The organism is Mesorhizobium sp. M0166 (assembly GCF_040322255.1).
In the GTDB taxonomy this organism is placed as follows: Bacteria; Pseudomonadota; Alphaproteobacteria; order Rhizobiales; family Rhizobiaceae; genus Mesorhizobium.
In genome coordinates this window covers 167449-193816 of record NZ_JAMYTD010000004.1, presented here as the reverse complement: position 1 = coordinate 193816, position 26368 = coordinate 167449, and the positions used below count along the sequence as shown (strand labels likewise).

Here is a 26368-nt window from a genome sequence, read left to right as displayed (position 1 = left end):
CCGATCCAGCGCGATGACGCCTGAACTGGTCATTTTCGACTGTGACGGCGTGCTGGTGGATAGCGAGATGCTGTCGGTCTCGGCATTGCTGGAGATGATCGCGCTTGCCGGCGGCAACGTCAGCGAGGACATTGCCTACGAGCACTTCCTCGGCAAGAGCATGAAGAGCGTCCGCGAAATCCTCGCAAGCGACTTCGGGCTCGATCTCACCGACCAGCATCTGACCGAGATGCGCTCCGAACTGATGCGCAAGTTTCGCCAGGAGCTGAAACCGATGCCAGGCATCGCACAGGTCCTGCCGACGCTCGGCGTGCCGTGCTGCGTCGCCTCCTCCGGCACGCTGGAGCGGATCCGCTATGCGCTCCAGGTCACGGGGTTGCTTGGGCTGCTGGAGCCGCATTTGTTCAGCGCTGCCATGGTGGCGCGGGGCAAACCGGCGCCCGATCTCTTTCTCCATGCAGCCGATAAAATGAGAGCAGCCCCGCGAAACTGCCTCGTCGTCGAGGACAGCCCGGCCGGCATCGAAGCGGCGCGGGCGGCCGGCATGCGCGTCCTTGCCTTCACCGGCGGCTCGCACACCGGCAACCCGGCATTGAAAGCGCGGCTTGCGTCAAGTGAGCCGGACTTTATATTCGCTGACATGCTGCAATTGCCCGATCTGATTGCAGGCCTGGGAGCGAGAGCAAGAACACCTTGACCAACAGTTTCGTTTGCGCGGTCGATGTCGGCACCGGAAGCGCCCGTGCCGGCATTCTCGACACCGGTGGCGCCTTGCTCGGCCGCGCCGAGCACCCGATCGCCATGCAACAGCCGAAGGCCGACCATGCCGAGCACGATTCGCAGGATATCTGGTCGGCAGTGTGCATGGCCGTGCGCGCTGCCCGCGAAAAGGCCGGCGTGAAGGCTGAGGATATCGTCGGCATCTCTTTTGACGCCACCTGCTCGCTGGTGGTGCGGGACCGGCATGGCGGCCAGCTCAGCGTGTCCGTCACTGGCGAAAGGCGCTGGGACACCATCGTCTGGCTCGACCATCGTGCCATTGCCGAGGCCGACGAATGCACCGAAAGCGGCCATGCCGTGCTCGACTATATCGGCGGCGTCATGTCGCCGGAAATGGAGACGCCCAAGCTGATGTGGCTGAAGCGCAACCTACCCGGAACATGGAACGAAGCCGGCTACCTATTCGACCTCACCGACTTCCTCACTTGGAAGGCGACCGGCTCTCTCGCCCGTTCACAATGCACGCTGACCGCCAAATGGACCTATCTGGCCCATGAAGAGACCGGCTGGCGGCGCGACTTCTTCGAAGCCGTGGGGCTCGGCGACCTTTTCGAGCACGGCAATCTGCCGGGAAAGGCAAGCCCGGTCGGCGCCGATATCGGTCCGCTTGGCGCACAAGCCGCGGCGGAGCTTGGCCTCACCGAAAAATGCCGGGTCGGCGCCGGCGTCATCGATGCCTATGCCGGCGCGCTTGGCGTGCTCGGCGGCTTCGCCGGTGACGCGAAGGACATCGGCCGCCATCTGGCCCTGATCGCCGGCACCTCGAGTTGCGTCATGGCGATGTCGCCCGACCCACAGCCTTTCGCCGGTGTCTGGGGGCCGTATTATGGCGCCGCCCTTCCCGGTCTGTGGCTGTCAGAAGGCGGCCAGTCGGCCACCGGCGCGCTGCTCGATCACATCATCCGCTGGCACGGCGCCGGCGGCGAACCGGATGCCGCCATGCATGCCAGGATCGCCCGCCGCGTCGCCGAGCTGCGCGCCGCCGAGGGCGGCAACCTCGCCGCCAGGCTGCACGTGCTGCCCGATTTTCACGGCAACCGTTCGCCGCTCGCCGACCCGCATGCCGTCGGCGTCATCAGCGGGCTGACGCTGGATTCCTCCTTCGACAGCCTGTGCAAGCTCTACTGGCGCACCGCCGTCAGCATCGCGCTTGGCGTCCGCCATGTGCTGGAAGCGCTGAACGAAAACGGCTATCTGATCGACACGCTGCACGTCACCGGCGGCCACACCAAGAACCCGCTATTGATGGAACTCTATGCCGACGCCACCGGCTGCACAGTGGTCGAGCCGCTGGCGGATGAAGCGGTGCTGCTCGGCACCGGCATGATTGCGGCCACCGCGGCCCGACTTTTTCCCGATTTGAACGCCGCCTGCGTCGCCATGCAGCAAGGCGGCAGGACGCGCGAGCCCAATCCGGCTGCCGCCGGCCGGTTCGACCGCGACTATCGCGTGTTTCTCGAAATGCATCGGCAAAGGCACGCGCTGGACGCGATCCGATAGGGCCGAACGGCCTCGAGACAGCTATCTCTGGTTCCAGCGCCGGACTACCGGTTCGTCAAAATCGTGCTCGTAGCCGAGCACGCTTATGCTGGCGGTGTCCAGAACGAAAAGCGCGCCACCTTGCGGCGGCAGGCCGAGCCAGCGTGCGGCCAGCACCCGCAGGAAATGCGAGCTTGAGAAGACCAGGACGTTGCTGCCGGCCTCGCGCAACTGGCTGACGATCCGGTCCGCCCTCGAGCCGACATCCGCGGCCGACTCGCCACGCGGGCAGCCGTCGCGAAAGAGCCGCCAGCCGGGACGCTCGGCGAGGATTTGCTTGGTGGTCAATCCCTCATAGGCACCATAATCCCACTCCGCCAGATCGTCATTCTTCACGCCGGACGAGCCGAAGCCGGCCAGCGCACAGGTGTTGAAGGCGCGCTGCGACGGGCTTGACCACACCGCCGAGAAGGACAGGCCCTTGAGCCGGTCGACGAGTTGCCTCGCCGCGTCCTCGCCGGCCGGCGTCAGCGGTATGTCGGTCCGGCCGGTATGTTTTCCGGACGCGCTCCATTCCGTCTCGCCATGCCGAACCAGATAGATTTCGGGAAACGCGCTCATCAGGGTGCCTTTTCAAATGAATCCGCCGTGACCATAGCGGCTTCCATAGCCTCTCCAATAGCGTGCGTTGAGCAGACTGGCTTAACCCTTCCGCAAGTCAGCCTCTTGCCACCAGTGCCCATTTGATAGACAAACCCGTCGTAATGCGGAATCCGGCCGATCTTGGCCATTTTCCGCGCTGAGACGCGGCTTCCGGCTCTTGCCGACGTGCCGCAATCGGATAGGCGGAAAACTAGAATGTCTGCGATCGAAGCCGACGCTCGCGCGCCGGAAAACCTTTGGCGTCGGGAAATCAGGGCGATGCTGGCGCTCGCCTGGCCGATGGTGCTGACCAATCTCGGCCAGACCGCGATGACCGCTACCGACGTCATGATGATGGGGCGGCTGGGGCCGGACACGCTGGCCAGCGGTGCACTTGGCGCCAATCTCTATTTCATGCCGCTCATCTTTGGGCTCGGCTTGATGCTGGCGACCTCGCCGATGATGGCGACCGAGCTCGGCCGTCGCCGCCACTCGGTGCGCGATCTGCGCCGCACCGTGCGCCAGGGTCTGTGGCTGGCGATCCTCATTTGCATTCCGATATGGGTCCTTCTCTGGCACGGCGAGAGCGTGTTGCTGGCCATGGGTCAGGAACCGGCGCTGGCGCACCAGGCCGGCGTCTATCTGCGCTGGCTTGAATGGGCGGTGCTGCCCTTTTTCGGCTACATCGTCCTGCGCTCGTTTATTTCGGCCCTGGAGCGGCCGGGCTGGGCACTGATCATCGTTTTCGTTGCCGTCGCCTGCAACGCCTTTTTCAACTGGCTGTTCATGTTCGGCAATCTCGGCATCCAATCGATGGGCATCGCCGGCTCCGGCCTTGCCACCACGCTGTCCAGCACACTTATGTTCGCCGGCATGGCGGTGGTGGTGATGCTTGAGAAGAAATTTCGGCGCTATCGTCTGTTCGGACGCTTCTGGCGGGCCGACTGGCCGCGCTTCAAGGGCCTGCTGCGGCTCGGCCTGCCGATCGCGGGCCTGCTGGCCTTCGAGGTGACGATCTTCAACGCGGCGGCCTTTCTCATGGGCCTGATCGATGCGGCTTCGCTTGCCGCCCATGCGATCGCCATCCAGATCGCCTCGATCACCTTCATGGTGCCGCTCGGCCTCAACCAGGCGGTGACGGTGCGCGTCGGACTTGCCCACGGCGCCGGCAATCCGGAAGGTGTCAGCCGGGCTGGCTGGACCGCCTATGTCGTCGGTGTCTCCTTCATGGCGCTGATGGGGCTGGTGATGATCCTGTGGCCGCATCTCCTGATCGGCGCCTTCATCGACCTGGGCAATCCGGCGAATGCCGAGGTGGTGGCGCTTGCCGTGTCGTTCCTCGCCTTTGCCGCGCTGTTCCAGGTTTTTGACGGCGCGCAGGCGGTGGCCAGCGGCATGCTGCGCGGCCTGCACGACACTAAGGTGCCGATGATCTATGCCGCGATCGGCTATTGGGGCATCGGCCTGCCGCTCGGCGTGCTGCTGGCCTTCCGTTTCGGCTTCAATGGCGTCGGCATCTGGATCGGCCTGTCGTCGGGACTGGCGGTGGTTGCCGCGCTCTTGCTGGGGCGCTGGCTGCGGCGCGACCGTATAGCGCCGCCTCTGGTATTCGGGCGTTGAATTGCTGGTCGCCCGCTCAGCGGGCCGCCGCCCGCTGCTCGAGCGAACGTGCGTATTGCGTAAGCGGAAAGCACATGACGAAGAAGATCAGCGCTACCAGCCCATAGACTTTGAACGGTTCGAAGGTCGCATTGTTGATCGCGTTGGATGTCCTCACCAGCTCCTCGAAACCGATGATCGAGGTCAGCGCGGTCGACTTGATCAGCTGCACCAGAAAGCCGACGGTCGGCGCGCGGGTGATCGAAAACGCCTGCGGCAAGATGATCAGCCTGAGCTCCTGCAAATAGTGCAGGCCGAGGCTGGCGCCGGCGTCCCACTGGCCGCGCGGCAGCGCATCGACGCCGCCGCGCCAGATCTCGGCGAGATAGGCGCTGGCGAAGAAGGTCAGGCCAAGCACCGCCGCGGTCCACGGCTCGATGCGCAGGCCCAACATCGGCAGGCCGAAGAACATCAGGAACAGCTGCATCAGCAGCGGCGTGCCCTGGAAAAGCGCGATGTAGCCGGAGGCAAGCCGCCGCGCCCATTTATTCTTGGCGATCCGGAAGAACAGCACGATCATGCCGACCACGGCGCCGCCGACAAAGGCAGCCAACGACAAGAGCACCGTCCAGCGCGCCGCCAGCAGCAGGTTGCGCAGAATGTCCCAGAAGGTGAATTCGATCATGACACGCCGGCTCCAAGAAGCCGGCGCCCGCCGCCGACCAGCAGCCGGCGCAGCCCAATCGACAGGGCGAGATAGACCATCGTCACCACGAAATAGGTCTCGAAAGCCCGGAACGTGCGTGCCTGCAGCATGTCGGCTTCGTAGGTCAGCTCGCGCACCGCGATCTGCGACACCACGGCGGATTCCAGCATCATGATGACGATCTGGCTGGTCAGCGCCGGATAGATCACCTTGAGCGCCTGCGGCAGCACGATCTTGATGAAGACCTGGCGCGGCCTGAGCCCAAGGGCGAGAGCCGCTTCCGTCTGCCCGGGCGGCACCGCGTCGAGCCCGGCGCCAACGATCTCGATCGTGTAGGCGGCCATGTTGAGCGTCATCGCCAACATGGCTGCCAGCACCGGATCGAGCCTGACGCCGATGCTGGGCAGCCCGAAGAAGATGAAGAACAGCTGCACCAGGAAAGGCGTGTTGCGGATCACCTCGACATAGACGCCGATCGCCCGCTTGAGCAGCAGCGGGCCGTTCCGCCGCCCTGCGGCGCCGAGGATGCTGAGCAAGGTTCCCGCCAGCGTGGTCACGGCGATCAACAGGATCGTCGTGGCCGCGCCGCGCGCGATCGCCCCTGTCGCCCCGGCAAGCCAGCCGAAGTCGAGGCTATAGGTCACTGGCCGTCAATCCTTGAGATTGGCGGGATCGAGCGGTGTCTTCAGCCAGGCCTTCGAGCTTTCGTCCAGTTTGCCGTCGGCCAGCATCTTGGCAACCGCATCGTTGACCGCTTGCTTCAGGCGGTCTTCCTTCTTGTTGAGGCCGATATGCGAGGGCGAGGTGAGAAGCTGGAATTTCTGTTCCGGCTTCAGCGCCTCCTGGCGGGCGAGCACCTGGGCGCCGACATCGTTGCCGACCACCATCAGCTGGGTCTGGCCCGAAATGAAGGCCTGGATGACGGAATTGTAGTTGTCGAAGCGGCGGATGTCGGCCGAGGCGGGTGCTGCCTCGGTCAGCGAGGTGTCTTCCAGCGTGCCGCGATTGACGGCGATCGACTTGTCGGCAAGGTCTTCCTTGCCTTTGACCGCAAGTGCTGCAGGGCCGATCACGGCGATGTAGTAGGGCGCGTAGGCGGCGGCGAAATCGATCACCTGCTCACGCTCCTTGGAGTAGCCGACGCTCATCAGCAGGTCGACACGCTTGTCGGTCAGGTACGGAATGCGGTTCTGGCCGGTCACGCTGACCAGATTGAGCTTGACCTTGAGCTGGTCGGCGATGGATTGCGCCACGTCGATGTCGTAGCCCTTGATGCTCATATCGGCGCTGGCCGAGGAGAAAGGCGGGAAATCGGAAAAGATGCCGACATTGATGGCGCCGGCCTTGACGATGTCGTCGATCGCGTCGGCATTGACGGCCTGGGTGGTGAAACCAAGACCGGCCGCACCGAGCATCAGCACGGCGGCGATAGATGATTTGAGTTTCATGTGAAGTGTCATTTTTATTCCCCTGCTGGAAGCTTGTTTGTTTGAGTGCAACCGCCGGCTCCAGCGCGGCGGTCGCCTTTGGATTCTCTAGTGGACCATGATCTTCTCTCCGAAACCGGTTCCCACTTTCGGGATCATGGTCGAGCGTGTCAGCCCGCCTTGCCGGTGATTGCCGGGCTGAAGACCATCAGGCTGAGGATCTCGAACAGCACCTGCGCGCCGGCGTGCGCCGTGTTGGTGGTTGCGTCGTACTGCGGTGCCACCTCAACGACGTCGCCGCCGACGATGTTGAGGCCTTTCAGGCCGCGCAGCAGCTCGAGCACTTCGCGCGTCGTCAGCCCGCCGACTTCCGGTGTGCCGGTGCCCGGCGCGAAGGCCGGGTCGACGCTGTCGATGTCGAAGGAGACATAGGTCGGGCCGTCGCCGACTATCCTGCGCGCCTTCTCGATAATGGCGGGGATGCCGAGGCCGGTCACCTCTTCGGCATGCACGACGGTCATGCCGGACTCATAGGTGAACTCCCAAAGGTACTCGGCCGAGCCGCGAATGCCGATCTGGATAGTGCGGCTCGGGTCGAGCACGCCGTCCAGCACCGCGTTGCGGAACGGCCCGCCATGGTGGAACTTGGTCATGTCGAACAGGCCGCTGGTATCGCAGTGCGCGTCGATATGGATCATGCCCACCGGCGCCTTTTTGCCGACAGCCTTCAGGATCGGGTCGCTGATCGAATGATCGCCGCCGACAGATAAGGGCAGCACGCCGGCGTCGACGATCTGGTTGGTGCGGCGTTCGATGTCGTCATGGCTGGTCTCCAGCCGGTAGCGGGTCTGGAATGGCACGTCGCCGATGTCGGCGACCTTCAGCTCATGCGTCGGCGCGCATTCCAGCACATGGTTGTAGGGGCCGATGCGCTCGATGGCGCGCAGTGCCCTTGGCCCGAAACGGGCGCCCGGCCGGTTGGTGACGCCCAGATCCATCGGCACACCGATCATCGCCACCTGAAGATCGCCGAAATCCGGATTGTCGGCGGCGATTTCGCGATAGGGCGCCGCGAGGAAGGTCGGGATGCCGGAATAAGGCGCCAGCCGCGTGCCGGTCTTGGAGAAGATCTTGTCGGCGACACGCTGGAATTTCGGGTCGAACATTTCGCCGCCATGGCTCTCGCCGTATTTGCGGCGCAACGCTTCGAGCTTGCCGCGGTCGTAACCCATGTCGGTCCTCCATGGCTGGTGAGGCGCGCGGACGGCGGCCTCGATAGCCGCAGCCGTCGGCTGCCTGCAGTTTTCACGTCTTGATGCAATGCCTGGGCAAAGTGTCCTGTAGCTGCATTGAAAAATCAATTGATATTGTTAGGGTGTTTGTTGTGAGAAAATCTCACAGAGTTCAGGTTCCAATGGCCAAGCGATTGCCACCGCTCAACCCGCTGCGCGCCTTCGAGGCGACGGCGCGCCACGCCTCGCTGACCAAGGCGGCGGCTGAGCTCAACGTCACCCACGGCGCCATCAGCCATCAGATCAAGGCGCTCGAGCAATCGTTGGGCGTCAAGCTGTTCGAGCGTGCCGGCCAGCGGGTGAAGCCGACGCCGCACGGCGCCGAATTGCTGCCGGCGGTGTCGACCGCCTTCGACGGCATAGCCGCCGCCACGCAGCGCATGACGAGGCCGGCCAGCACCGGCGCGCTGTCGATATCCTGCGTGCCGGCGCTGCTGTTGCTGTGGATGATCCCGCGGCTGGGCAGCTTCACCTCGCAATATCCGGATATCAGGCTGACGCTGATCCCATCCAATGACGCCAAGGACGTCCGCGCGCCGCATATCGATGTCTGCGTGCACTATGGTGACGGCAGCTGGACCGATTGCTGGATGCGCAAATGGTCGGGTCTCGAACTTTTCCCGGTGGTCAGCCCGACGCTGATCAACAACCGCCCGATCCGCACCGTCCGCGACCTCGCCGATCACGTCTTCCTGCATGGCGACGACGGCCGCGAATGGCACACCTGGCTGGCCGCCGCTGACGCGCTGGACCTGGAGCGCGGCCGCCGCCACCATCTTGGCGACGCGCGCATGGCGACCGAGGCCGCGGTCCACGGCCATGGCGTGGCGCTCGGCGATACAGTGACGGCAAGCGGGCTGCTCGCCAGGGGCCTGCTTGTCGCGCCATTCAGCCTTTCCGTGCCGGCGGTCGACGATTTCTACGTCGTCTGCCGCAATGAGATGCGGTCGGCGCCGATCGTGCAATTGTTCATCGGCTGGCTGTTTGCCGAGAAAGAGCAGGCCGATCGCCGCGCCGACGCGCCGGTGGCGGGTCGCATCGGCACTCGTCGCAAGCGTCCAGCGCCCAAGGTGGTCGGCGCCAAAACCGCATCCTGAGGCCGAAACTGCCGTAGGCGCCGCTTGCCGCAGGGGCTTCTTTTTGTCGGGCCAGCCCGCAAAGCGGGAGGCGCTTTCAAAAATTCGATGCTAAGAGGCATTTGGAGCAACTCCGGGAAAACTGCGCGGCGGTTTTCCGTCCGGAATTGCGCTAGACAAAAGCTAGAGCGAGCAGCGAAGGCGCATTGAGCGATGGCAAAGACCGATATAGCGCGGCGCGTCTACAACCACACCTGGAAGCTCGACCCGATCGTCCGCAGCTTGCTCGACACCGATTTCTACAAGCTTCTGATGCTGCAGATGATCTGGGGCATGTATCCCAAGGTCGACGCCACCTTCTCGCTGATCAACCGCACCACCTCGGTCCGCCTTGCCGAGGAGATCGACGAGACGGAGCTGCGTGAGCAGCTCGACCATGCCCGCACCTTGCGCTTCTCGAAGAAAGAGATGATCTGGCTCGGCGGCAACACCTTCTATGGCCGCAAGCAGATATTCGAACCGGAATTCCTCGCCTGGCTGGAAAATTTCCGGCTGCCCGAATACGAGCTCTCCAAGCGCGACGGCCAATACGAACTCGCCTTCAGCGGCCCGTGGATGTACACGACGCTGTGGGAGATCCCAGCGCTGGCAATCATCAATGAACTTCGATCTCGCGCGGCCATGCGGGCGTTCGGGCCGTTCGCGCTCGACGTGCTCTATGCCCGCGCCAAGGCCAAGATGTGGGCCAAGACCGAGCGGCTGAAGGCGCTGCCCGGCATCCGCATCTCGGATTTCGGCACCCGCCGCCGTCATTCTTTCCTGTGGCAGCGCTGGTGCGTCGAAGCGTTGAAGGAGGGCATCGGCGAGGCCTTCACCGGCACCTCCAATGTGCTGCTCGCCATGGACAACGATCTCGAGGCGCTCGGCACCAATGCGCATGAACTGCCGATGGTGTTCGCCGCGCTCACCAATTCGGAAAAGGAATTGAAACAGTCGCCCTACAACGTGCTGCAGGACTGGCAGCGCTACTACGGCGGCAATTTGCTGATCGTGCTGCCGGACACCTTCGGCACCACGGCTTTCCTGCGCGATGCGCCGGACTGGGTCGCCGACTGGACCGGCTTCCGCCCCGACAGCGCGCCGCCGATCGAGGGCGGCGAGAAGATCATTTCCTGGTGGCGCGAAAAGGGCAGGGACCCCAAGCAGAAGCTGCTCATCTTTTCCGACGGGCTTGAGGTCGAGACCATCGAGGAAACCTACCGCCACTTCCGCGGCAAGGTGCGCATGTCCTTCGGCTGGGGCACCAACCTGACCAACGATTTCGAGGGCTGCGCGCCGACCGAGACCAACCGGCTAGACGCCATCTCGCTGGTCTGCAAGGTCACCGAAGCCAACGGCAGGCCGGCGGTCAAGCTTTCCGACAATCCGGCCAAGTCGACAGGCTACGAGAAAGAGATCGAGCGCTATCTGCGCATCTTCGGCCAGAAGGACCGCGTGGAGCAGTTGGTCAAGGTGTGAGGGTGTGGGGAACTCTTGCGTAGTATGAGTTCCTTCGCGCCCCCCTCTGTCCTACCGGACATCTCCCCCACGAGGGGGGAGATTGGCCATCACCCCCGCTTTCGCCAATCTTGCATGTTGCAAGAAAAGCGCCGACCCCACAGCCAGCCGATCTCCCCCCAAGTGGGGGAGATGTCCGGCAGGACAGAGGGGGGCGCCGTAGAGCGCTGTTGTTCGTCAGCCATTCCTGGCCTCGTCGCTTCCTTGGCATTCCTGCCCACGCCCGCGTTCGCCCACGCCTCCGACCGCGGCCACGTTCTGCTGCTTCCCACCGGCTACTATGTCGCCGGCGGCGCGCTCGCCATTGCCGCGAGCTTCCTGATCCTGGCTCTACTCCCGCCGGACTCCCTCGACCGCTTCTGGCGCAAACGCCTGCCGCTTTTCGCCTTCGGCGACGGAGCGCGGACTGCCGTCAGCCTGGTATCCTTTGCCGGCTTTGCAATTCTCATTGCCGCCGGCCTGTTCGGCAGCCGCGACCCGCTTTCCAACCCGCTGCCGTTGACCATATGGACATTGCTCTGGGTTGGCCTGGCTCTGTTGCAGGGGCTCGCCGGCGATCTCTGGTCGTGGCTCAGTCCCTGGTACGGGCCGTGCCGCGTCGCCTCGCGCCTGTCCGGCAGAACGCAGCCGTATCTGCTCCCCCAGTGGGTCGGCTATTGGCCGGCTTTCATGCTGTTCTTCGCCTTCGCCTGGTTCGAGCTTATCGACCCGGCGCCCGACGATCCGGCGCGGCTGGCCTGGGCCGCCGGCGCCTATTGGCTGCTGAGCTTTGCCGCCATGCAGGTCTTCGGCTACCGCGACTGGAGCCTGCGCGGTGAGTTCCTGACCGTGTTCTTTTCGGTGGTGGCGCGCTTCGCCATCGTCGAGCGTAGTGCAGACGGCCGGCTCAAACTCTGCTGGCCGGGCGCCAAGCTGCTTGGTGCCGCGCCGCTACCGCTCAGCGGCGTCGCTTTCCTGCTGCTTGCGCTGTCGTCTGTGTCCTTCGACGGCCTGTCGAAAACCTTCTTCTGGCTAGGCTGGTTCGGCATCAATCCGCTGGAGTTCCCTGGACGCACCGCTTTGATTGGCATCGGCAGTTTCGGCCTTGTGCTGACCTTTGCCGTGCTTGCGGCCGTGTTCGCGTTCGCCGTCTTTCTTGGCCTGCACCTTGCCGGCAGCAAGCATTCGCTCGGTCACGCCGCCGGGCTTTTGGTCTGGTCGATCGTACCGATCGCGCTCGCCTACCACTTCGCGCATTATCTGACGGCGCTGCTGGTCGACGGCCAATATGCGATTGCCGCTCTCTCCGACCCGTTTGCGCAGGGCTGGAACCTGTTCGGTAGCGCCGACATGTCAATTGAAGCCGGCGTCGTCGCCGGCGCCGGTTCGGCGTGGTGGCTGTGGAACCTCCAGGCCGGCGTCATCATAGCAGGCCACATGCTTGCAGTGCTTGTCGCCCATGGCTTGGCCTGGCGGCTGCATCCCGTTCCCGCACGCGCCACGCTCAGCCAGTTCCCGCTCACCGTGCTGATGATCGCCTATACCGTCCTCGGCCTGTGGCTGCTTGCGACGCCGAGCGCCGGATGAACGACGTGTGCGATGCCCGTCAATCGAACCTTGGGGAAAGCTCGCTTGCCACGTCAGAGCTTTGGTGATTTAGTTTGTACACATGCAATTTTCGCCCCTCTTAACAGAGTGGCCTGCCTGCTACAGCCATTGGTCAAAGCTCAAAAACAAGGGGAACTGCCGTGACTGACAAGAATGGGTTTTTCGATCTCTCCAGATCCGCTCTCACCCGCCGCACGGCGCTGAAAGGCCTTGCCGCCGGCGCCGGTCTTGCCGTCGCGCCGGGTTTCGTGCGTTACAGCCAGGCGCAGAGCTCGGCGCCGATCAAGATCGGCTTCCAGTCGCACCGCACCGGTATCGGCGCCGCCTATGGCCGCTGGTACGAGAAGACCACGGCGGCTGCGGTCAAGGCGATCAACGATGCCGGCGGCATCAACGGCCGGCCGGTCGAGGTGATCATCGAGGATGACGGCACCGATCCCGGCCGCGGCGCCGAAGTCGTCGGCAAGTTCGCCTCCCAGCACAAGACCGACATCGTCTACGGTACGTTGTTTTCGCATGTCGTCATCGGCTCGGCGCCGGCCGCCGGCGAGGCCAAGATGCCTTATTTCGTCGTTAGCGAAGGCCACCACGTCGCCTCGACCAAATTGAACCGCTACGTCTTCCAGCCCGGTATCACCGATGTGAAGAGCCAGATCCAGTCGATGGCGCCGTGGATTGCCGCCAACGCCGGCAAGAAGGTGACGCAGATCTTCCCCGATTTCGCTTTCGGCTACGACCATCGCGACTACCTGCCGCCGGCGCTGAAGGCGCAAGGCGCCGAGGTGATTGCGCAGATCGCGATTCCGCCGACGGAATCCTCCTTCACCAAATATTTCCCGCAGATCCCCGCGGAGACCGAGGTGATCTACCATGTCATGGTCGGCCCGGCGGTGCTCACCTTCGTCAAGGAGCTCGGCGAGTTCTACGGCTCCAACCGGCCGCAGCTGTTCGGCTTCATCGATTCGCTCGAAGCTACCGACATCAGCAGCCCCGGCCTCGAATTCCTCGACGGCAGCCATTTCTGGGAAGGTTCGCCGCGTTATGCGCAGCCCGATGACTCCCCTGCGCAGAAAGCCTACCGCGCCGCCGTCGGCATCGACGACAATGGTGCCGCCATCGGCGATCCCAAGGACGTCTCCACCGCCGCGCACATGTTCGGCTGCTGGGAAACGCTCTACGTCGTCAAGAAGGCGATGGAGGATGCCGGCTACAAGGGCCCGGAAGACCGCGCCAAGCTGGTCGAGGCGACCGAGGCGTTGACCGAGTTCGCCGAGGGGCCCGAGCACCCGCAGGGGCCGAAAACATTCAACGGCAAGATCCACCAGTGTTTTGGTATCCAGAACATCTCCAAGGTCGAAGGCGGCCGGCTGAATGTCGTCCACAAGACCAAGATCGAGGACGGCCTCTACGAGCCGGAAGGGGATTACACCACGCAGGCGCTGTGAGCTTGGCTGCTGCAGCAAGCGTGAGCGCCAAGACACCCCCCTCTGGCCAGAGGGGGGTGCTTCGCGCATCCGCCGGTGCTTAGCCGATGCACTTCGGACCCCACCTGCTCCTCGCCGCCCTCGAAGGCCTCGTCACCTCCGCCGTGCTGGCGCTGACGGCGCTTGGCCTGTCGCTGGTGTTCGGCGTCATGCGCGTCGTCAATGTCGCGCATGGCGAGTTCTTCATGCTGGGCGCGGTGCTTGCCTGGGCGATTTCTACGACGATATCCGGCCATCCGGCACTTGGCTTCCTGGCCGCCCTGGTGCTGGCGCCGCTAATCGTCGGCCTGATCGCGCTGATCGCCGAACGGCTGGTGCTGCGCCGGCTCAACTACAATCCGGAAGCCACCATCGTCGCCACCATCGGCATGCTCTACATCATCCAGCAACTGGCGCTGACCTTCTACGGCCCGGAGGCGCGGCCGGTGGAGCCGCCGTTCAGCTACCGCATCCTCCTGCCGTGGTTCGGCTATTCCGGCTACAAGCTGTCGGTCATCGCCGCATCGGCGCTGCTGCTGGTCGCGACCTGGCTGGTGCTGACGCGCACCAAAATCGGCCTCATCATGCGCGCCACGCAATATGACAGCGAGACGGCGCAGGCCTTCGGCATTCCGGTGACCAGAGTCTATGCCGGCGTCTTCGCCCTCGGCGCCATGCTGGCGGCTGTCGCCGCGGTGCTGATCGTGCCGATCAGCCAGGCCCACTATCTGATGGGACAGGACCCGCTGCTGCTGTCGTTCATCGTCGTCATCATCGGCGGCCTCGGCTCGCTGCGCGGCACGGTCGTCGCCGCGGTGCTGATCGGCCTTTCCGACGGCATTATCTCGGTGTTCTTCTCACCGACGCTGGCCAAGATCATCGCCACCTTGCTCGTCGCCATGGTGCTGGTGTTCCGGCCGCAGGGCCTGTTCGGGACGACGTCGCGATGAAGGATGCTTCGCCGGCAAAGCCATATGCGCTGCATCTCGGCGTCATCGCCCTGCTTTTCGGGCTTAGCTTCATCCTGCCGGAATACCATCACGGCCTGCTCGCCCGCATCATGGTGCTGGCGGTCTTCGCCATGGGCTACAATCTGCTGTTCGGCTATGTCGGGCTGCTCAGCCTCGGCCATGCCATGTTCTTTTCAGCCGGGCTCTATGGCGCCGGCCTTGCCGTCATCCATCTCGGCTGGAGCGTGCCGGCCGCCTTCGCAGCCGGGTTTGCCTGCGGCGCGCTGCTTGCGTTGGTGATCGGGCTGCTGGCGCTGCGCACCTCCGGCGTCGCTTTCATGATCGTCACCATGATGTTCGCGCAGGTATTCTATCTCGTCATCCTCTATTTCGCCGCCTGGACCGGTGGCGACCAGGGCATGGTCGTACCGCAGGCGATGCGGGTCCTGGTCCTGGGCAGCACGTCGCTCGACCTCACCAACCCGACCGTGCGCTATATGAGCGCGCTGACGCTGTTCTCGATCGTGCTGCTCATAAGCCTGGCGGTAGTCCGCTCCGGCTACGGTCGCGTGCTGGTCGCCATCCGCGAGAACGAGGAGCGGACCAAGATGCTCGGCTACGATACGTTTTCCAACAAGCTTGCCGCCGTCGTCATCTCCGGCAGCATCTGCGCGGCTTCCGGCGCCGCCTATGCGCTGCTGTTCGGCTATGTCGGCTCGAGCTTCGCCTCGGTGCAATATTCCATCCTGCCGCTGCTCTGGGTGCTGCTGGGCGGTGCCGCCACCACGCTCGGGCCGCTGATCGGCACGCTGTTCATGTATTACGTCATCGACGTCGCCAGCGGCTACACCTCGGCCTATCTGCTGATCGTCGGCATTGCGCTGATCCTGCTGGTGCTGTTCTTCCCGAGAGGCATTCTCGGCAGCATCCGCCAGCGCTGGGTCGGGTGGTTGCCATGATACCGCTTTTGACCACCAAAGGCCTGTCGCGCAGTTTCGGCGGCTTGCGCGCCGTCGACGGCGTCGACTTCGCGCTGACGCCGGGCGAGATCCGCGCCGTCATCGGCCCCAACGGCGCCGGCAAGACCACCTTCGTCAGCCTGGTCAGCGGCCGCATCCAGCCCTCGTCGGGCACGATCGTCTTCGATGGCGCCGACATCACCAGCCTGCCGGCCTATGCCAGGGTTCGCCTTGGCATCGCCTACACGTTCCAGATCACCAGCGTCTTTGCCAATCTCAGCGCCTACGACAATGTTGCCCTGCCGGTGCAGCGCACGCTGACTGACGGCCGCTCGAAGGGCGCGGTTCACACCGGCGTCATGGCGGCGCTCGAGCGCACCGGCCTTGCCGACCGCGCCCACATGCCGGCGGGGCAGCTGTCCTACGGTCACCAGCGCCTGTTGGAAGTGGCGATGGGACTGGCACTGAAGCCGCGGCTGCTGATTCTCGACGAACCGACGCAGGGGCTGGCCGACGGCGAGATCGACAATTTCATCGAGCTGGTGCGCGAGATCGCCGATAGCGCCACCGTGCTTTTGATCGAGCACAACATGCCGGTGGTCATGCAGCTCGCCGACCGCATCACCGTCTTCAACGCCGGCAGGATTTTAGCTGAAGGCACGCCCGAGCAGATCCGTGCCAATGCCGCGGTGCAGGACGCCTATCTGGGAACGACCCATGGCTGAGGTCCAGTCAAAGGCACTGACGATCTCCGGGCTCGACTGCTTCTATGGCGAAGTCCAGGTGCTCTATGGCCTGGATCTCGTGTTGAACGAGGGCGAGGTGCTCTGCCTGTTCGGCCGCAACGGCGCCGGCAAGACGACGACGCTGAAGGCAATCATGGGCCTGGTGCCGGCAAGCGCCGGCTCGATCCGGCTCGAAGGGCGGGAATTGACCGGCCTGCCGGCGCATGAGGTACCCAAGGCCGGCGTCGCCTACGTGCCGCAGGGCCGGCGGCTGTTCGCCGAGATGACGGTGGCGGAAAACATCGAGATCGGCCTGATGGCCCGCAACAAGGGCAAGGCGACGCGCGAAAACGTGCTCGATCTCTTTCCGCTGCTGCGCCAGCGCCTCAGGCAGCGTTCCGGCACGCTGTCCGGTGGCGAGCAGCAGATGCTGGCCATGGCCCGCGCCCTGTGTCTGGAACCGCAGGTGCTCCTGCTCGACGAGCCGACCGAAGGGCTGATGCCGTCGATGATCGCCAAGATCCGCGAAACCGTGTCGAAGCTGCGAGCGCTCGGCGTGTCGACAATTCTTGTCGAGCAGCGCGTCGATGCTGTGCTGTCGGTCGCAGACCGCGTTTGCTTCATTGAAAACGGCCGCAGCCGCGAGACGGTCGATGTTGAGGAACTGCGTGCCGATCCCTCGGCGGTCCGCCGCTATGTTGGCGTCGGATGATCAGGCAAAGAACAGCAAACCGGCAAGCAGGAACGTCGGGATCAGCACGGCACCCGACCATGCCATATAGCCAAAGAAGCTCGGCATCTTGATGCCGCGATGCCTGGCAATCGCGTAGACCATGAAATTCGGCGCATTGCCGACATAGGTGTTGGCGCCCATGAACACCGCGCCGGCCGAGATCGCCGCCAGCGTCGAGGCGAGCTCGGTCATCAGATGCTGCGCATCGCCGCCAGCCAGCTCGAAGAACACCAGATAGGTCGGCGCATTATCGAGGAAGGACGAGAGCGCCCCGGTCAGCCAGAAATAGGCAAGGTTGTCGGGCGCGCCGGTCGGCGAACTGACCAGCAGCACCAGCGGCGCCAGCGCGCCGTCGAGCCCGGCCCGCAATATGGCGACGACCGGCACGATGCAGATGAAGATGCTGGCGAACAGCTTCGCCACCTCGGCAATCGGCCCCCAGCTGAAGGCGTTTGCGCCGCGAAACTCCTTCGGCGAGACGACAAGCGACGTGAAGGCCAGTATCAGGATGGCGGCGTCGCGCACCAGGTTCTGCAGCTCGAGGCTGACGCCCTGGAAAGAGAAACTCACTCCCGGCTTCCAGGCAGCGGAAATCAGGATCGCGGCAATTACCCCCGCCAGCAGCGGGATGTTGGCCAGGCCGCGAATGCGCACCTTGCTGTCGGGCGTCGGATCCTTGATCTTCGGCGCGCCTTCCTCCCGGTGATGCATGATGATGTCGATCGCCAGGAAAACCACCAGCAGCACGCCGGCGACGAACAGCGTCTCGGGCAACAGGTGAACTGTCGTCCAGAAGAAATCGACGCCGCGCAGGAAGCCGACGAACAGCGGCGGATCGCCGAGGGGCGTCAGCGACCCGCCGATGTTGGACACCAGGAAGATGAAGAAGATGACGACATGGGCGTTGAAGCGCCGGTTGTCGTTGGCGCGGATCAGCGGCCGGATCAGGATCATCGAGGCGCCGGTTGTGCCAATGATAGAGGCAAGGACAGCCCCGCCCAGCAACAGCCCGGCATTGACCAGCGGTGTGCCGTGTATGTTGCCGGCAACGAAGATGCCGCCCGAAATGGTGAACAGCGCAAACAGCAGGATGATGAACGACATGTATTCGGTGAGCAGCGCATGCAGCACCGCCTGCGTGGCCGACGGGATGCCGAAGGCGATGGCCAGCGGCCCGATCACCAACGCTGCCCAGAAGGCAGCGATCTTGCCGTAATGGTGCTCCCACGCATGTTGGAAGAGCAACGGCCCGGTCGCGATGCAAAGCAACAGCCCGGCAAACGGCAGCACCCACCACAGCGACATGGCGGCGCCCGGCAATTCGTGCGCTTCGGCCGCAAGAACCGCTCCCGGAGAAAGAATTGCGGCAATCAGTACAGCACTTGCCGTCCACGCCGCAAACCGCATGAAGCCCCTCAAAAGTCTGTCAGCTTCGGCTGGATGACGTTCAAATCAGTGCCACGCCGGCATCGCGCATCCGGCCCAGCATCCTCTCCACGGAGCCGTTGAGATCGATGCCGCGGCAGGCGTCGAGCCGCACGGACGTCTCAAAACCGAGCTTGACCGCGTCGAGCGCCGAAAAGGCGACGCAGAAATCCGTCGCCAGGCCGACCAGGGTCAGCGCCTCGATGTTCCGATCCCGGAGATAGCCGGCAAGGCCGGTCGGCGTCGTCCGGTCGTTTTCGAAGAATGCCGAATAGCTGTCGATCGCAGGACGGAACCCCTTGCGGATCACCAGCTCGGCCTTGCTCCAGGCGAGGCCCGAATGGAAATCCGATCCCAGGCTGCCCTGGATGCAGTGATCAGGCCACAGCGTCTGGTGGCCATAAGGCATGTCGATCGTTTCGAACGGTTGCTTGCCGGGGTGGCTGGAGGCAAAGCTGGAATGGCCGGCAGGGTGCCAGTCCTGCGTCAGCAGGACGTGCTCGGTCCGCCGGATCAGGTCATTGACCAACGGCACGATTTCGTCGCCACCGGCCACTTCCAGGGCGCCACCCGGGCAGAAATCGTTCTGCAGGTCGATGACGACAAGCGCTTCGTCGGCCATGGAGCCTCCTTATCTTCTGGTCTTGAGCTTAGGCTCCAATGAAAACGCGACCGGACGCAGAAACTTGACCAGATGGCCGGCTGCGTCAACCTCTCATGGCATAACAAATGCGTTCCGGGCGCACCGGTGCCAACAGTCGTGCAAACTCTGGCTTTGACAATTCCTGCCGGCTTGATATCATTTGCATACGAATGAATTTCCTGCCTTGAATGTTCGGGAAAATCTTTCGGCAGGATCCCCTCTCGGGAAGCCCATTCTGGGAAGGCAAAGCGTGATCCGTTACGCAAAACCCACCACGGTCGACGACGCCCTCGCTTTGCTGGGCGAAGGGCATTGGCGCATCCTCGCCGGCGGCACCGACTTCTATCCGGCACAGGGCAGCAAGCCTTTCCGCGACAATGTCCTCGATATCAATGGCCTGGTGGCATTGCGCGGCATTGCCGAAGCCGAAAACCATTGGCTCGTTGGCGCGCGCACCACCTGGACCGATCTCGTCCGCCATCCGCTGCCGGCGGCCTTCGACGCGCTGAAGCAGGCGGCGCGGGAAGTCGGCTCGGTACAGATCCAGAACACTGCCTCGATTGCCGGCAATCTTTGCAATGCCTCGCCGGCCGCCGACGGCGTGCCGGCGCTGCTGGTGCTCGATGCCGAAGTCGAACTGCGTTCCGCGGTGGCGACCCGGCATCTGCCCCTTGCAGAATTCATCCTCGGCAACCGTCGCACCGCACTGCAGCCTGGCGAAATGGTCACGGCAATCCGCATTCCGAAACCCGCGACCGCCGGCAGCTCCGCCTTCGTGAAACTCGGCGCGCGGCGTTATCTCGTCATCTCCATCGCCATGGCCGCCGCACGCCTGGCCGTCGAAGATGGTATGGTCAGGAACGCGGCCGTCGCCGTCGGGTCCTGCTCGGTCGTCGCCAGGCGGCTGGCGGGTGTCGAGGCGGCGTTGCGCGGCCTGCCCGTCGGCCACGCGCTGGCCACTGCGATCCAATCCGCACCGATGGACGAGCTGTCGCCGATCGGCGACGTGCGCGGCAGCGCCGAATACCGGCTGGACGCTGCGCGTGAGATCGTTGCCCGCGCCGTGCTTGGTGCGATGGGCGCTGTTCCCGGCGAAAGGGCGGCAGCCTGATGGGCATGGAGCGCGCCGACATCGCCTTCGAGGTCAACGGCGCCGCCGTCAGCGTTTGCGTGCCGCCGGTGCGACGGCTGTCCGCGGTGCTGCGCGACGAGCTGCGGCTGACCGGCACCAAGATCGGCTGTGATGCCGGCGATTGTGGCGCCTGCACGGTGCTGGTCGACGGCCAGCCGGTCTGCGCTTGCCTGATGCCCGCGGCTTCCGCCTCCGGCACCGTGGTGACGACCGTCGAAGGTCTCGGCAATGGCAGGCTGTCGGCGCTGCAGGCTTCGTTCCTCAGCCATGGCGCGGCACAATGCGGCGCCTGCACGCCCGGCCTGCTGGTCGCCGCAACGGCACTCCTGGACAGGACGCCTTACCCGAGCGAGGCCGAAACGCAGGATGCGCTGGGCGGCGTGCTCTGCCGCTGTACCGGCTATCGCAAGATCGTTGCGGCGGTAATGGATGCTTGGCGCTATACCGATGGTCTCGATCCGCGCATGCCATTGTCCGGCCATGCCGTCGGCTCCTCTCCGATCCGCCTCGATGGCGTGCCGAAAGTCACCGGCGGCGAAAAGTTCGGCGGCGATTCCTTCCCGGCCGATGCGTTGTCGGTGCTGGTGGTCCGCTCGCCGCATTATCATGCCGCTTTCACTTTTGGCGATCTCGGCAGCTGGGTGAAATCCCGTCCCGGCATTGCCGGCGTCTTCACCGCCGCCGACATTCCGGGAAAGAATTGTTTCGGCGTCATCGCACCCTTCGCCGACCAGCCGGCGCTGGCCGAAGGGTTTTCGCGCTTTCGCGGCGAGGCGGTGGCGCTGATTGCCGGCGAACGCGAGGCTATCCTCGATCTCGACCTTGCTGATTTCCCTGTCAGTTGGACTGAATTGCCGCATTTTCAGGAAACGGGCGAAGCACAGGCCGGCGGTGCGCCACTGGTCCATGAAAATCGGCCGTCGAACCTGCTCACCTCCGGCTTCGTCGAGCGTGGCGACCCGGAAGCCGCGCTTGCCGGTGCGGCTTTCGTCGTTTCCGGCGCCATCGACACCTCCTATGTCGAGCACGCCTATATCGAACCGGAAGCCGGCTATGCCTTCATGGACGGCGACACGCTGGTCGTCGTCGCCTGCACCCAGGCGCCCTATATGGACCGTGACGACACGGCAAAGGTGCTCGGCCTTGCCCCGGAAAAGGTGCGCATCGTGCCGACCGCCACCGGCGGCGGCTTCGGCTCCAAGCTCGACGTCTCGCTGCAACCGCTCATCGGCCTCGTCGCCATGAAAACCGGCCGGCCGGCGGCGCTCGCCTATACCCGCACCGAATCGATGATCTCGACCACCAAGCGCCATCCCGCTCGGATGATAGCGAGCATCGGCGCCGATGCGGACGGCCGTGTCACCGGCATGGTCTTCGCCGGCGATTTCAACACCGGCGCCTATGCCAGCTGGGGGCCGACGGTCGCCAACCGCGTGCCGGTGCACGCCTCCGGTCCCTATGCGACGCCGAACTATCGCGCCGAAGGCCGCGCCATCCACACCAATGGTCCGATTGCCGGCGCCTTTCGCGGTTTCGGAGTGCCGCAGGCGACGATCATGCAGGAGACCCTCTATGACGAGCTCGCCGACAAGCTCGGCATGGACCGGCTCGACTTTCGCCTGAAGAACTGCCTTCGTAACGGATCCGAAACAGTCACCGGGCAGCGGCTCGAGTCGGGCGTCGGCATCGCCGACTGCCTGGAGGCCCTCCGCTCACATTGGCAGCGTGCCCTTCATGATGCCGAAGCGTTCAATGCCGGTAGCAGCGTCAAAAAACGCGGCGTCGGCGTGGCCTCGTGCTGGTACGGCTGCGGCAACACCTCGCTGCCCAATCCGTCGACCATCAAGGTCGGCATCTCGGTATCGGGCGAAGTCGTCCTGCATCAGGGGGCGGTCGATATCGGGCAAGGTTCGAACACCGTCATCGCGCAGATCTGCGCCGACGCGTTGGGTCTTCCGCTTGAAAAGCTCCGGCTGAAAGGCGCCGACACGGCGATCACCCCCGACGCCGGCAAGACCTCGGCCTCGCGCCAGACTTTCGTCACCGGCAAGGCCGCCGAAAAGGCCGGCCGCGCCTTGCGCGAGGAGATCTTGCGTTTCGCCAATGTCTCGGAAAAGGCGGCGATTGCGCTGGACGGCACAAGTCTGAGCATCGGGGAAGGCGAAGCGACGCGCCGCATCGATCTTTCGTCGCTGAAGGCAGACGCCGAAGGCTTCGTCTTCCGGGCCGAGGAAAGCTACGACCCGCCGACGCAGCCGCTCGATGCAAAAGGTCAGGGCAAGCCTTACGCTGTCTATGGCTATGGCGCCCAGATCGCCGAACTGGAGATCGACCTCAGGCTCGGCACCGTGAAGTTGATAAAAATCACCGCCGCGCACGATGTCGGCAAGGCCATCAATCCCTTGCTTGCCGAAGGCCAGATCGAGGGTGGCATCGCCCAGGGCATCGGCATGGCGCTGATGGAAGAATACATCCCCGGCCGCACCGAAAACCTGCACGACTATCTGATCCCCACCATCGGCGACGTGCCGCCGATCGAGACCATCCTGATAGAAGTTCCGGATCCGGAAGGACCCTTCGGTGCCAAGGGTTTGGGCGAGCATGTGCTGATCCCGACGGCGCCGGCGATCCTCAACGCCATCCGCCACGCAACCGGCGTCTTGGCCACCAAAATTCCGGCGACGCCAACGCGCATTCGCGCCGCCATCCTCGACAAGGAGGCGCGCCGATGAGCGAGCTTGCCGAACGCTTCGAGACGCATGATCCCGGCGAAAAGCTGGTGGCCGAGAAGATCCGCTGCGATGCCTGTCCGGTCATGTGCTACATCGCCGATGGCCGCACCGGCGCCTGCGACCGCTATGGCAATGTCGGCGGCAGGATCGTGCGGATGGACCCGTTGACCATCCTCGACCATGCGGCCGAGACAGGCGGCGCGGTCGTATCTTTTGTTGCCGAAGGCGAGGCATGGGACGGCGAACTGGTCAACACCGGCCGCCCCTTCGTCACCGCGATCGGCGCCGGCACCACCTATCCTGACTACAAGCCGGCGCCCTTCATCGTCAGCCAGGAGGTCGAAGGCGTCGATCTGGTCACCGTCGTCACCGAGGGCATCTTCTCCTATTGCGGCGTCAAGGTGAAGATCGACACCGACCGTCATATCGGCCCCGAAACGGCGACGGTCCGTGCCCAAGGCGAGGCGATCGGCCATGTCACCACCGGCGAATACGGCTCGCAGATGCTGTCGCTGGGCGGCGTGCATCATTTGACCGGCGGCTCGAAGGCTGAAGGGCGCGCCACCTGTGACGCCATGCTCTCCCTGTGCAACCGCAAGCCGGTCGAGCTCGTCATCGACGGTGGCGCCACCGTCATCGTCGAAGCCGGCAAGCCGCCGGTCATCGACGGCAAGCTCGAGCAGCGCATGCGCGTCGGCTGCGGCTCGGCCACCATCGGCATGTTCGCCACCCAGTGGCGCGGCCTTGTCGACGAGGTGGTGGTGGTCGACGACCACATCACCGGCGTCGTCTCCGAGCATCAGGCCGGCAAGGTGCTCGGCTGGCAGGACACCGGCATCAAAATCATCGGTCGCCGTTCGACGCCGGGCCGCTATTTCAAGGTGTCGGAGCCCGGCCTCGGCTGGGGCGGCACCAGCATTTCCGACCCGCTGTCGATCCTTGGTGAATGGAACGCTAAAAAGGGTGCGCGCCCCGGCATGTCGCTGCTGATGGTCTCGACCACCGGCGAGCAATTCGCCTATTACGAGCTCGACGACGAATTGAAGCCCGTGCAGAAACCGTTCCCGGAGCGGCTGCGGAAGTCGGTTGAACTGATCGAGGACAATTGTGAGCCGGCGCTCTGCACCGTGCTTTTCGTCGGCGGCGCCGGCGGCTCGCTGCGCGCCGGCGTCACCGAGAACCCGGTCAATCTGACCCGCTCGGTGCAGGGCTTGACGACCTATGTGACGGTCGGCGGCGCGCCGGTCTATGTCTGGCCGGGCGGCGGCATCACGCTGATGGTCGACGTCACCCGCGTGCCGGAAGGCGCCTTCGGCTATGTGCCGACCCCGGCGCTGGTGGCGCCGATCGAGTTCACCATGCGCCGCGACGATTATGTCAGGCTTGGCGGCTACGAAGGCGAAATCCGCAGCGTCGATGATATCCTGGCCAAGGGCGGCGAATATCTCAATCCGCGCCGCGGCACGGCCGCACCCCGTGACAATCCCTGGCCGCCGCTGGCGCAGTTGCGTCGCGCAGCCGTAAACGGGGCCGGGCGATGAACGGCCCGCAGGCGCATTGGCTCGAGGACGGCCGGCGGCTTCACCTCAATCATGGGCCGATCGATCTGATCGTCGAGGCCTTCGGCGAGGCGAGTGAATGCAGCGCCGCCTATCGCCAGGCAGTGGCGCGCTTCCAGACAATCCTGGTTGAACTGGTCGAAGAGTTGCCCGAGCTGCGCTGCCCGGCCTCCTCGCGGCCACGGACTTTCGCTGGCCCGACAGCGCGCCGCATGGAAGCGGCGGTCGTTCCGCTAGCGAAACAATTCATCACACCGATGGCGGCCGTCGCCGGCTCGGTAGCCGATGAAGTACTTTGTGCGCTGCTTGCCGGCCGCCGGCTCGATCGCGCCTATGTCAACGATGGCGGCGACAGCGCGATCTATCTCGGCAACGGCCGGTCGATGACGCTTGCCATTGCCGGGACAGGTCATGGGCTGGCAGACCGTCTCACGATCCGGGCCGAAGACGGGATCCGCGGTGTCGCGACAAGCGGCTGGCGCGGCCGCTCCTTTTCGCTCGGCATTGCCGACGCCGTCACCGTGCTGGCGCGAACGGGTGCTGAAGCCGATGCGGCTGCAACACTGATCGCCAACGCCGTCGACCTGCCCGGCCATCCGGCCGTTACGCGCATACGGGCCCGCGATCTCGCACCTGACAGCGACCTCGGCGACCGTTTGGTGACGCAGGGCGTGGGGCTGCTTTCCGCCGCTGAAATCGCTATTGCGCTGGAAGGCGGATTTGCCGTTGCCGAGGAGTTTCGGCGGCGCGGCCTGATTGCCGCCGCGGCGCTTTTCCTCGGCGGTCAGGCGCGCATCGCAGGTCCGATGGCGCTCGCCAATAGAGTTTTAGAGAGGGAAATTGCTCATGCCTGAGTTTCCGATCCGCAAGATCGCCGTGCTGACCGAAGAGATTTTTCACGAAGGCGGGCCGGTGGCGAAGGTGCCGCGGCGCCGCGCCGCGGCCATGGCTGTGGTCAAGAACCCCTTCGCCGGCCGTTACGTCGAGGAACTGCAAAGCGCCATGGAGGATTTGAAGCCGCTCGGGCTGCTGCTCTCCGACAGGCTCATTGTCGCACTGGGTGGCGACGTCAAACAGATCGACGGCTACGGCAAGGGCGCCATCGTCGGTATGGCGGGCGAGCTGGAGCATGGCGCGCTGTGGCATGTGCCGGGCGGCTATGCCATGCGCGAACGGCTCGGCGACGCCAAGGCGATCGTGCCCTCGGCGAAGAAGGTCGGCGGCTTCGGCGCGCGGCTCGATGTGCCGCTCGGCCACATCAACGCCGCCTATGTGCGCAGCCATTTCGACGCCATGGAAATCGGCATCAGCGATGGCCCGCGTCCCGACGAGATCCTGTTTTGCCTCGCAATGACCTGCGGCCCGCGCGTGCACGACCGTATGGGCGGGCTGGCGGCCAAGGACATCAAGGCATGGGATGGGCTGCGGTGAGCGCCGAGGACAATCTGCTCAAGCTGGTCGAGGCCGAGGAGCCTGACGAAAACGACTATCGCTTGCAGGAGCAGGTCGGCTTCATCCTGCGCAAGGCGCACCAGCGCCATGTCTCGATCTTCGCCGCACACATCGCCGATCTGACGCCGCCGCAATTCGCCGCCCTGGCCAAATTGCGCGACGTCGGCGAGACCTCGCAGAACCAGCTTGGCAGCCTGATCGCCATGGACGCGGCGACCGTGAAGGGCGTCATCGACCGGCTGAAAGCGCGTGGCTTTGTCGAACTTAGCAAACACGAAGTCGACAAACGGCGCCTGCTGGTCAGTCTGATGGCCGAGGGGCGCGACGCGATCGATCGGCTGATTCCGCTTGCCCGCGAGATTACGCAGGAAACGCTGGCGCCGCTTTCCGCCAAAGAAGCGGCCATTTTCATGAAGCTGCTGGCCAAGCTGGCTTGAGCTGCTGCCTGCC

At 64.5% G+C, this 26368-nt stretch carries 24 protein-coding genes; 17 read left to right on the top strand and 7 right to left on the bottom strand.

From position 1 onward, the window contains the following. The first annotated feature begins 13 nt into the window (after positions 1-13). Together NKJ46_RS07540 and NKJ46_RS07535 are read left to right on the top strand one after the other, a co-directional pair. The gene (locus NKJ46_RS07540; protein WP_352663672.1) at positions 14-697 is read left to right on the top strand and encodes an HAD family hydrolase; all 684 of its coding nucleotides are present in this window, start codon (positions 14-16) and stop codon (positions 695-697) included. Beyond that, complete coding sequence (locus tag NKJ46_RS07535; protein ID WP_352663670.1) at positions 694-2280, top strand: FGGY-family carbohydrate kinase; 1587 nt, start codon at positions 694-696, stop codon at positions 2278-2280. Before NKJ46_RS07540 ends, NKJ46_RS07535 begins: the two co-directional genes overlap by 4 nt. Positions 2281-2301: 21 nt before the next feature. Here the strand turns inward: NKJ46_RS07535 and NKJ46_RS07530 are convergent, their stop codons facing one another. Then, positions 2302-2883 (bottom strand): histidine phosphatase family protein, encoded by a 582-nt coding sequence (locus NKJ46_RS07530; protein WP_352663947.1) that lies wholly within the window; start codon positions 2881-2883, stop codon positions 2302-2304. 234 nt (positions 2884-3117) lie between these two features. On the opposite strand from NKJ46_RS07530, the gene NKJ46_RS07525 reads away from it, so the two are divergent. Next, positions 3118-4521, top strand: a complete 1404-nt coding sequence (locus NKJ46_RS07525) for an MATE family efflux transporter (RefSeq protein WP_352663668.1) — start codon at positions 3118-3120, stop codon at positions 4519-4521. Positions 4522-4537: 16 nt separating this feature from the next. On the opposite strand, the gene NKJ46_RS07520 is transcribed toward NKJ46_RS07525, so the two are convergent. From NKJ46_RS07520 to speB, 4 genes are all read right to left on the bottom strand, one after another. After that, positions 4538-5185, bottom strand: a complete 648-nt coding sequence (locus NKJ46_RS07520) for an amino acid ABC transporter permease (protein ID WP_292662377.1) — start codon at positions 5183-5185, stop codon at positions 4538-4540. After that, the gene (locus NKJ46_RS07515; RefSeq protein ID WP_352663666.1) at positions 5182-5850 is read right to left on the bottom strand and encodes an amino acid ABC transporter permease; all 669 of its coding nucleotides are present in this window, start codon (positions 5848-5850) and stop codon (positions 5182-5184) included. Before NKJ46_RS07515 ends, NKJ46_RS07520 begins: the two co-directional genes overlap by 4 nt. Positions 5851-5856: 6 nt before the next feature. Continuing rightward, a complete protein-coding gene (locus tag NKJ46_RS07510; RefSeq protein ID WP_031195178.1) occupies positions 5857-6666 on the bottom strand; it encodes a transporter substrate-binding domain-containing protein in 810 nt (269 codons plus the stop codon). 137 nt (positions 6667-6803) lie between these two features. Continuing rightward, the gene (gene speB, locus NKJ46_RS07505; RefSeq protein ID WP_352663664.1) at positions 6804-7865 is read right to left on the bottom strand and encodes an agmatinase; all 1062 of its coding nucleotides are present in this window, start codon (positions 7863-7865) and stop codon (positions 6804-6806) included. A 182-nt stretch (positions 7866-8047) separates the two neighbouring features. On the opposite strand from speB, the gene gcvA reads away from it, so the two are divergent. From gcvA to NKJ46_RS07465, 8 genes are all read left to right on the top strand, one after another. Then, a complete protein-coding gene (gcvA, locus tag NKJ46_RS07500) occupies positions 8048-9022 on the top strand; it encodes a transcriptional regulator GcvA (RefSeq protein WP_352663662.1) in 975 nt (324 codons plus the stop codon). Between the two features lie 192 nt (positions 9023-9214). Then, the gene (gene pncB / locus NKJ46_RS07495) at positions 9215-10519 is read left to right on the top strand and encodes a nicotinate phosphoribosyltransferase (protein WP_352663660.1); all 1305 of its coding nucleotides are present in this window, start codon (positions 9215-9217) and stop codon (positions 10517-10519) included. 171 nt (positions 10520-10690) lie between these two features. Then, positions 10691-12124, top strand: coding sequence for a hypothetical protein (locus NKJ46_RS07490; protein ID WP_352663658.1), 1434 nt, complete (start codon positions 10691-10693; stop codon positions 12122-12124). Positions 12125-12285: 161 nt separating this feature from the next. Continuing rightward, positions 12286-13590: an ABC transporter substrate-binding protein gene (locus NKJ46_RS07485; RefSeq protein ID WP_352663656.1), complete on the top strand. Its 1305-nt coding sequence runs from the start codon at positions 12286-12288 to the stop codon at positions 13588-13590. 86 nt (positions 13591-13676) lie between these two features. Beyond that, positions 13677-14558: a branched-chain amino acid ABC transporter permease gene (locus NKJ46_RS07480; protein WP_352663654.1), complete on the top strand. Its 882-nt coding sequence runs from the start codon at positions 13677-13679 to the stop codon at positions 14556-14558. After that, on the top strand, positions 14555-15517 hold the full coding sequence (locus NKJ46_RS07475; RefSeq protein ID WP_352663652.1) for a branched-chain amino acid ABC transporter permease: 963 nt from the start codon (positions 14555-14557) through the stop codon (positions 15515-15517). Before NKJ46_RS07480 ends, NKJ46_RS07475 begins: the two co-directional genes overlap by 4 nt. Then, a complete protein-coding gene (locus NKJ46_RS07470) occupies positions 15514-16242 on the top strand; it encodes an ABC transporter ATP-binding protein (protein ID WP_352663650.1) in 729 nt (242 codons plus the stop codon). The genes NKJ46_RS07475 and NKJ46_RS07470 overlap by 4 nt, the downstream gene beginning before the upstream one ends. Next, positions 16235-16954 carry an ABC transporter ATP-binding protein gene (locus NKJ46_RS07465; protein WP_352663648.1) on the top strand — a complete coding sequence of 240 codons (720 nt, stop codon included), beginning with the start codon at positions 16235-16237 and terminating at the stop codon, positions 16952-16954. Before NKJ46_RS07470 ends, NKJ46_RS07465 begins: the two co-directional genes overlap by 8 nt. On the opposite strand, the gene NKJ46_RS07460 is transcribed toward NKJ46_RS07465, so the two are convergent. Together NKJ46_RS07460 and pncA are read right to left on the bottom strand one after the other, a co-directional pair. Continuing rightward, positions 16955-18382 carry a sodium:proton antiporter gene (locus NKJ46_RS07460; RefSeq protein ID WP_352663646.1) on the bottom strand — a complete coding sequence of 476 codons (1428 nt, stop codon included), beginning with the start codon at positions 18380-18382 and terminating at the stop codon, positions 16955-16957. A gap of 40 nt (positions 18383-18422) precedes the next feature. After that, on the bottom strand, positions 18423-19022 hold the full coding sequence (gene pncA / locus NKJ46_RS07455) for a bifunctional nicotinamidase/pyrazinamidase (RefSeq protein ID WP_352663644.1): 600 nt from the start codon (positions 19020-19022) through the stop codon (positions 18423-18425). Positions 19023-19293: 271 nt separating this feature from the next. Between pncA and NKJ46_RS07450 the strand changes: the two genes are divergently transcribed. Genes NKJ46_RS07450 through NKJ46_RS07425 form a run of 6 tightly spaced genes read left to right on the top strand, consistent with a single transcriptional unit; the run spans position 19294 to position 26355 of the window. Continuing rightward, a complete protein-coding gene (locus NKJ46_RS07450; protein WP_352663642.1) occupies positions 19294-20154 on the top strand; it encodes an FAD binding domain-containing protein in 861 nt (286 codons plus the stop codon). Beyond that, a complete protein-coding gene (locus NKJ46_RS07445) occupies positions 20154-22907 on the top strand; it encodes a molybdopterin-dependent oxidoreductase (RefSeq protein WP_352663640.1) in 2754 nt (917 codons plus the stop codon). Before NKJ46_RS07450 ends, NKJ46_RS07445 begins: the two co-directional genes overlap by 1 nt. After that, on the top strand, positions 22904-24448 hold the full coding sequence (locus NKJ46_RS07440) for a 6-hydroxynicotinate reductase (protein WP_352663639.1): 1545 nt from the start codon (positions 22904-22906) through the stop codon (positions 24446-24448). The genes NKJ46_RS07445 and NKJ46_RS07440 overlap by 4 nt, the downstream gene beginning before the upstream one ends. Continuing rightward, entirely contained in the window at positions 24445-25320 is an 876-nt protein-coding gene (locus NKJ46_RS07435) for a UPF0280 family protein (RefSeq protein ID WP_352663637.1), read from the top strand. Before NKJ46_RS07440 ends, NKJ46_RS07435 begins: the two co-directional genes overlap by 4 nt. Continuing rightward, positions 25313-25897 carry an amino acid synthesis family protein gene (locus NKJ46_RS07430; protein WP_352663635.1) on the top strand — a complete coding sequence of 195 codons (585 nt, stop codon included), beginning with the start codon at positions 25313-25315 and terminating at the stop codon, positions 25895-25897. The genes NKJ46_RS07435 and NKJ46_RS07430 overlap by 8 nt, the downstream gene beginning before the upstream one ends. Further along, positions 25894-26355 (top strand): MarR family winged helix-turn-helix transcriptional regulator, encoded by a 462-nt coding sequence (locus NKJ46_RS07425; RefSeq protein ID WP_352663945.1) that lies wholly within the window; start codon positions 25894-25896, stop codon positions 26353-26355. The genes NKJ46_RS07430 and NKJ46_RS07425 overlap by 4 nt, the downstream gene beginning before the upstream one ends. Positions 26356-26368: the final 13 nt, after the last annotated feature.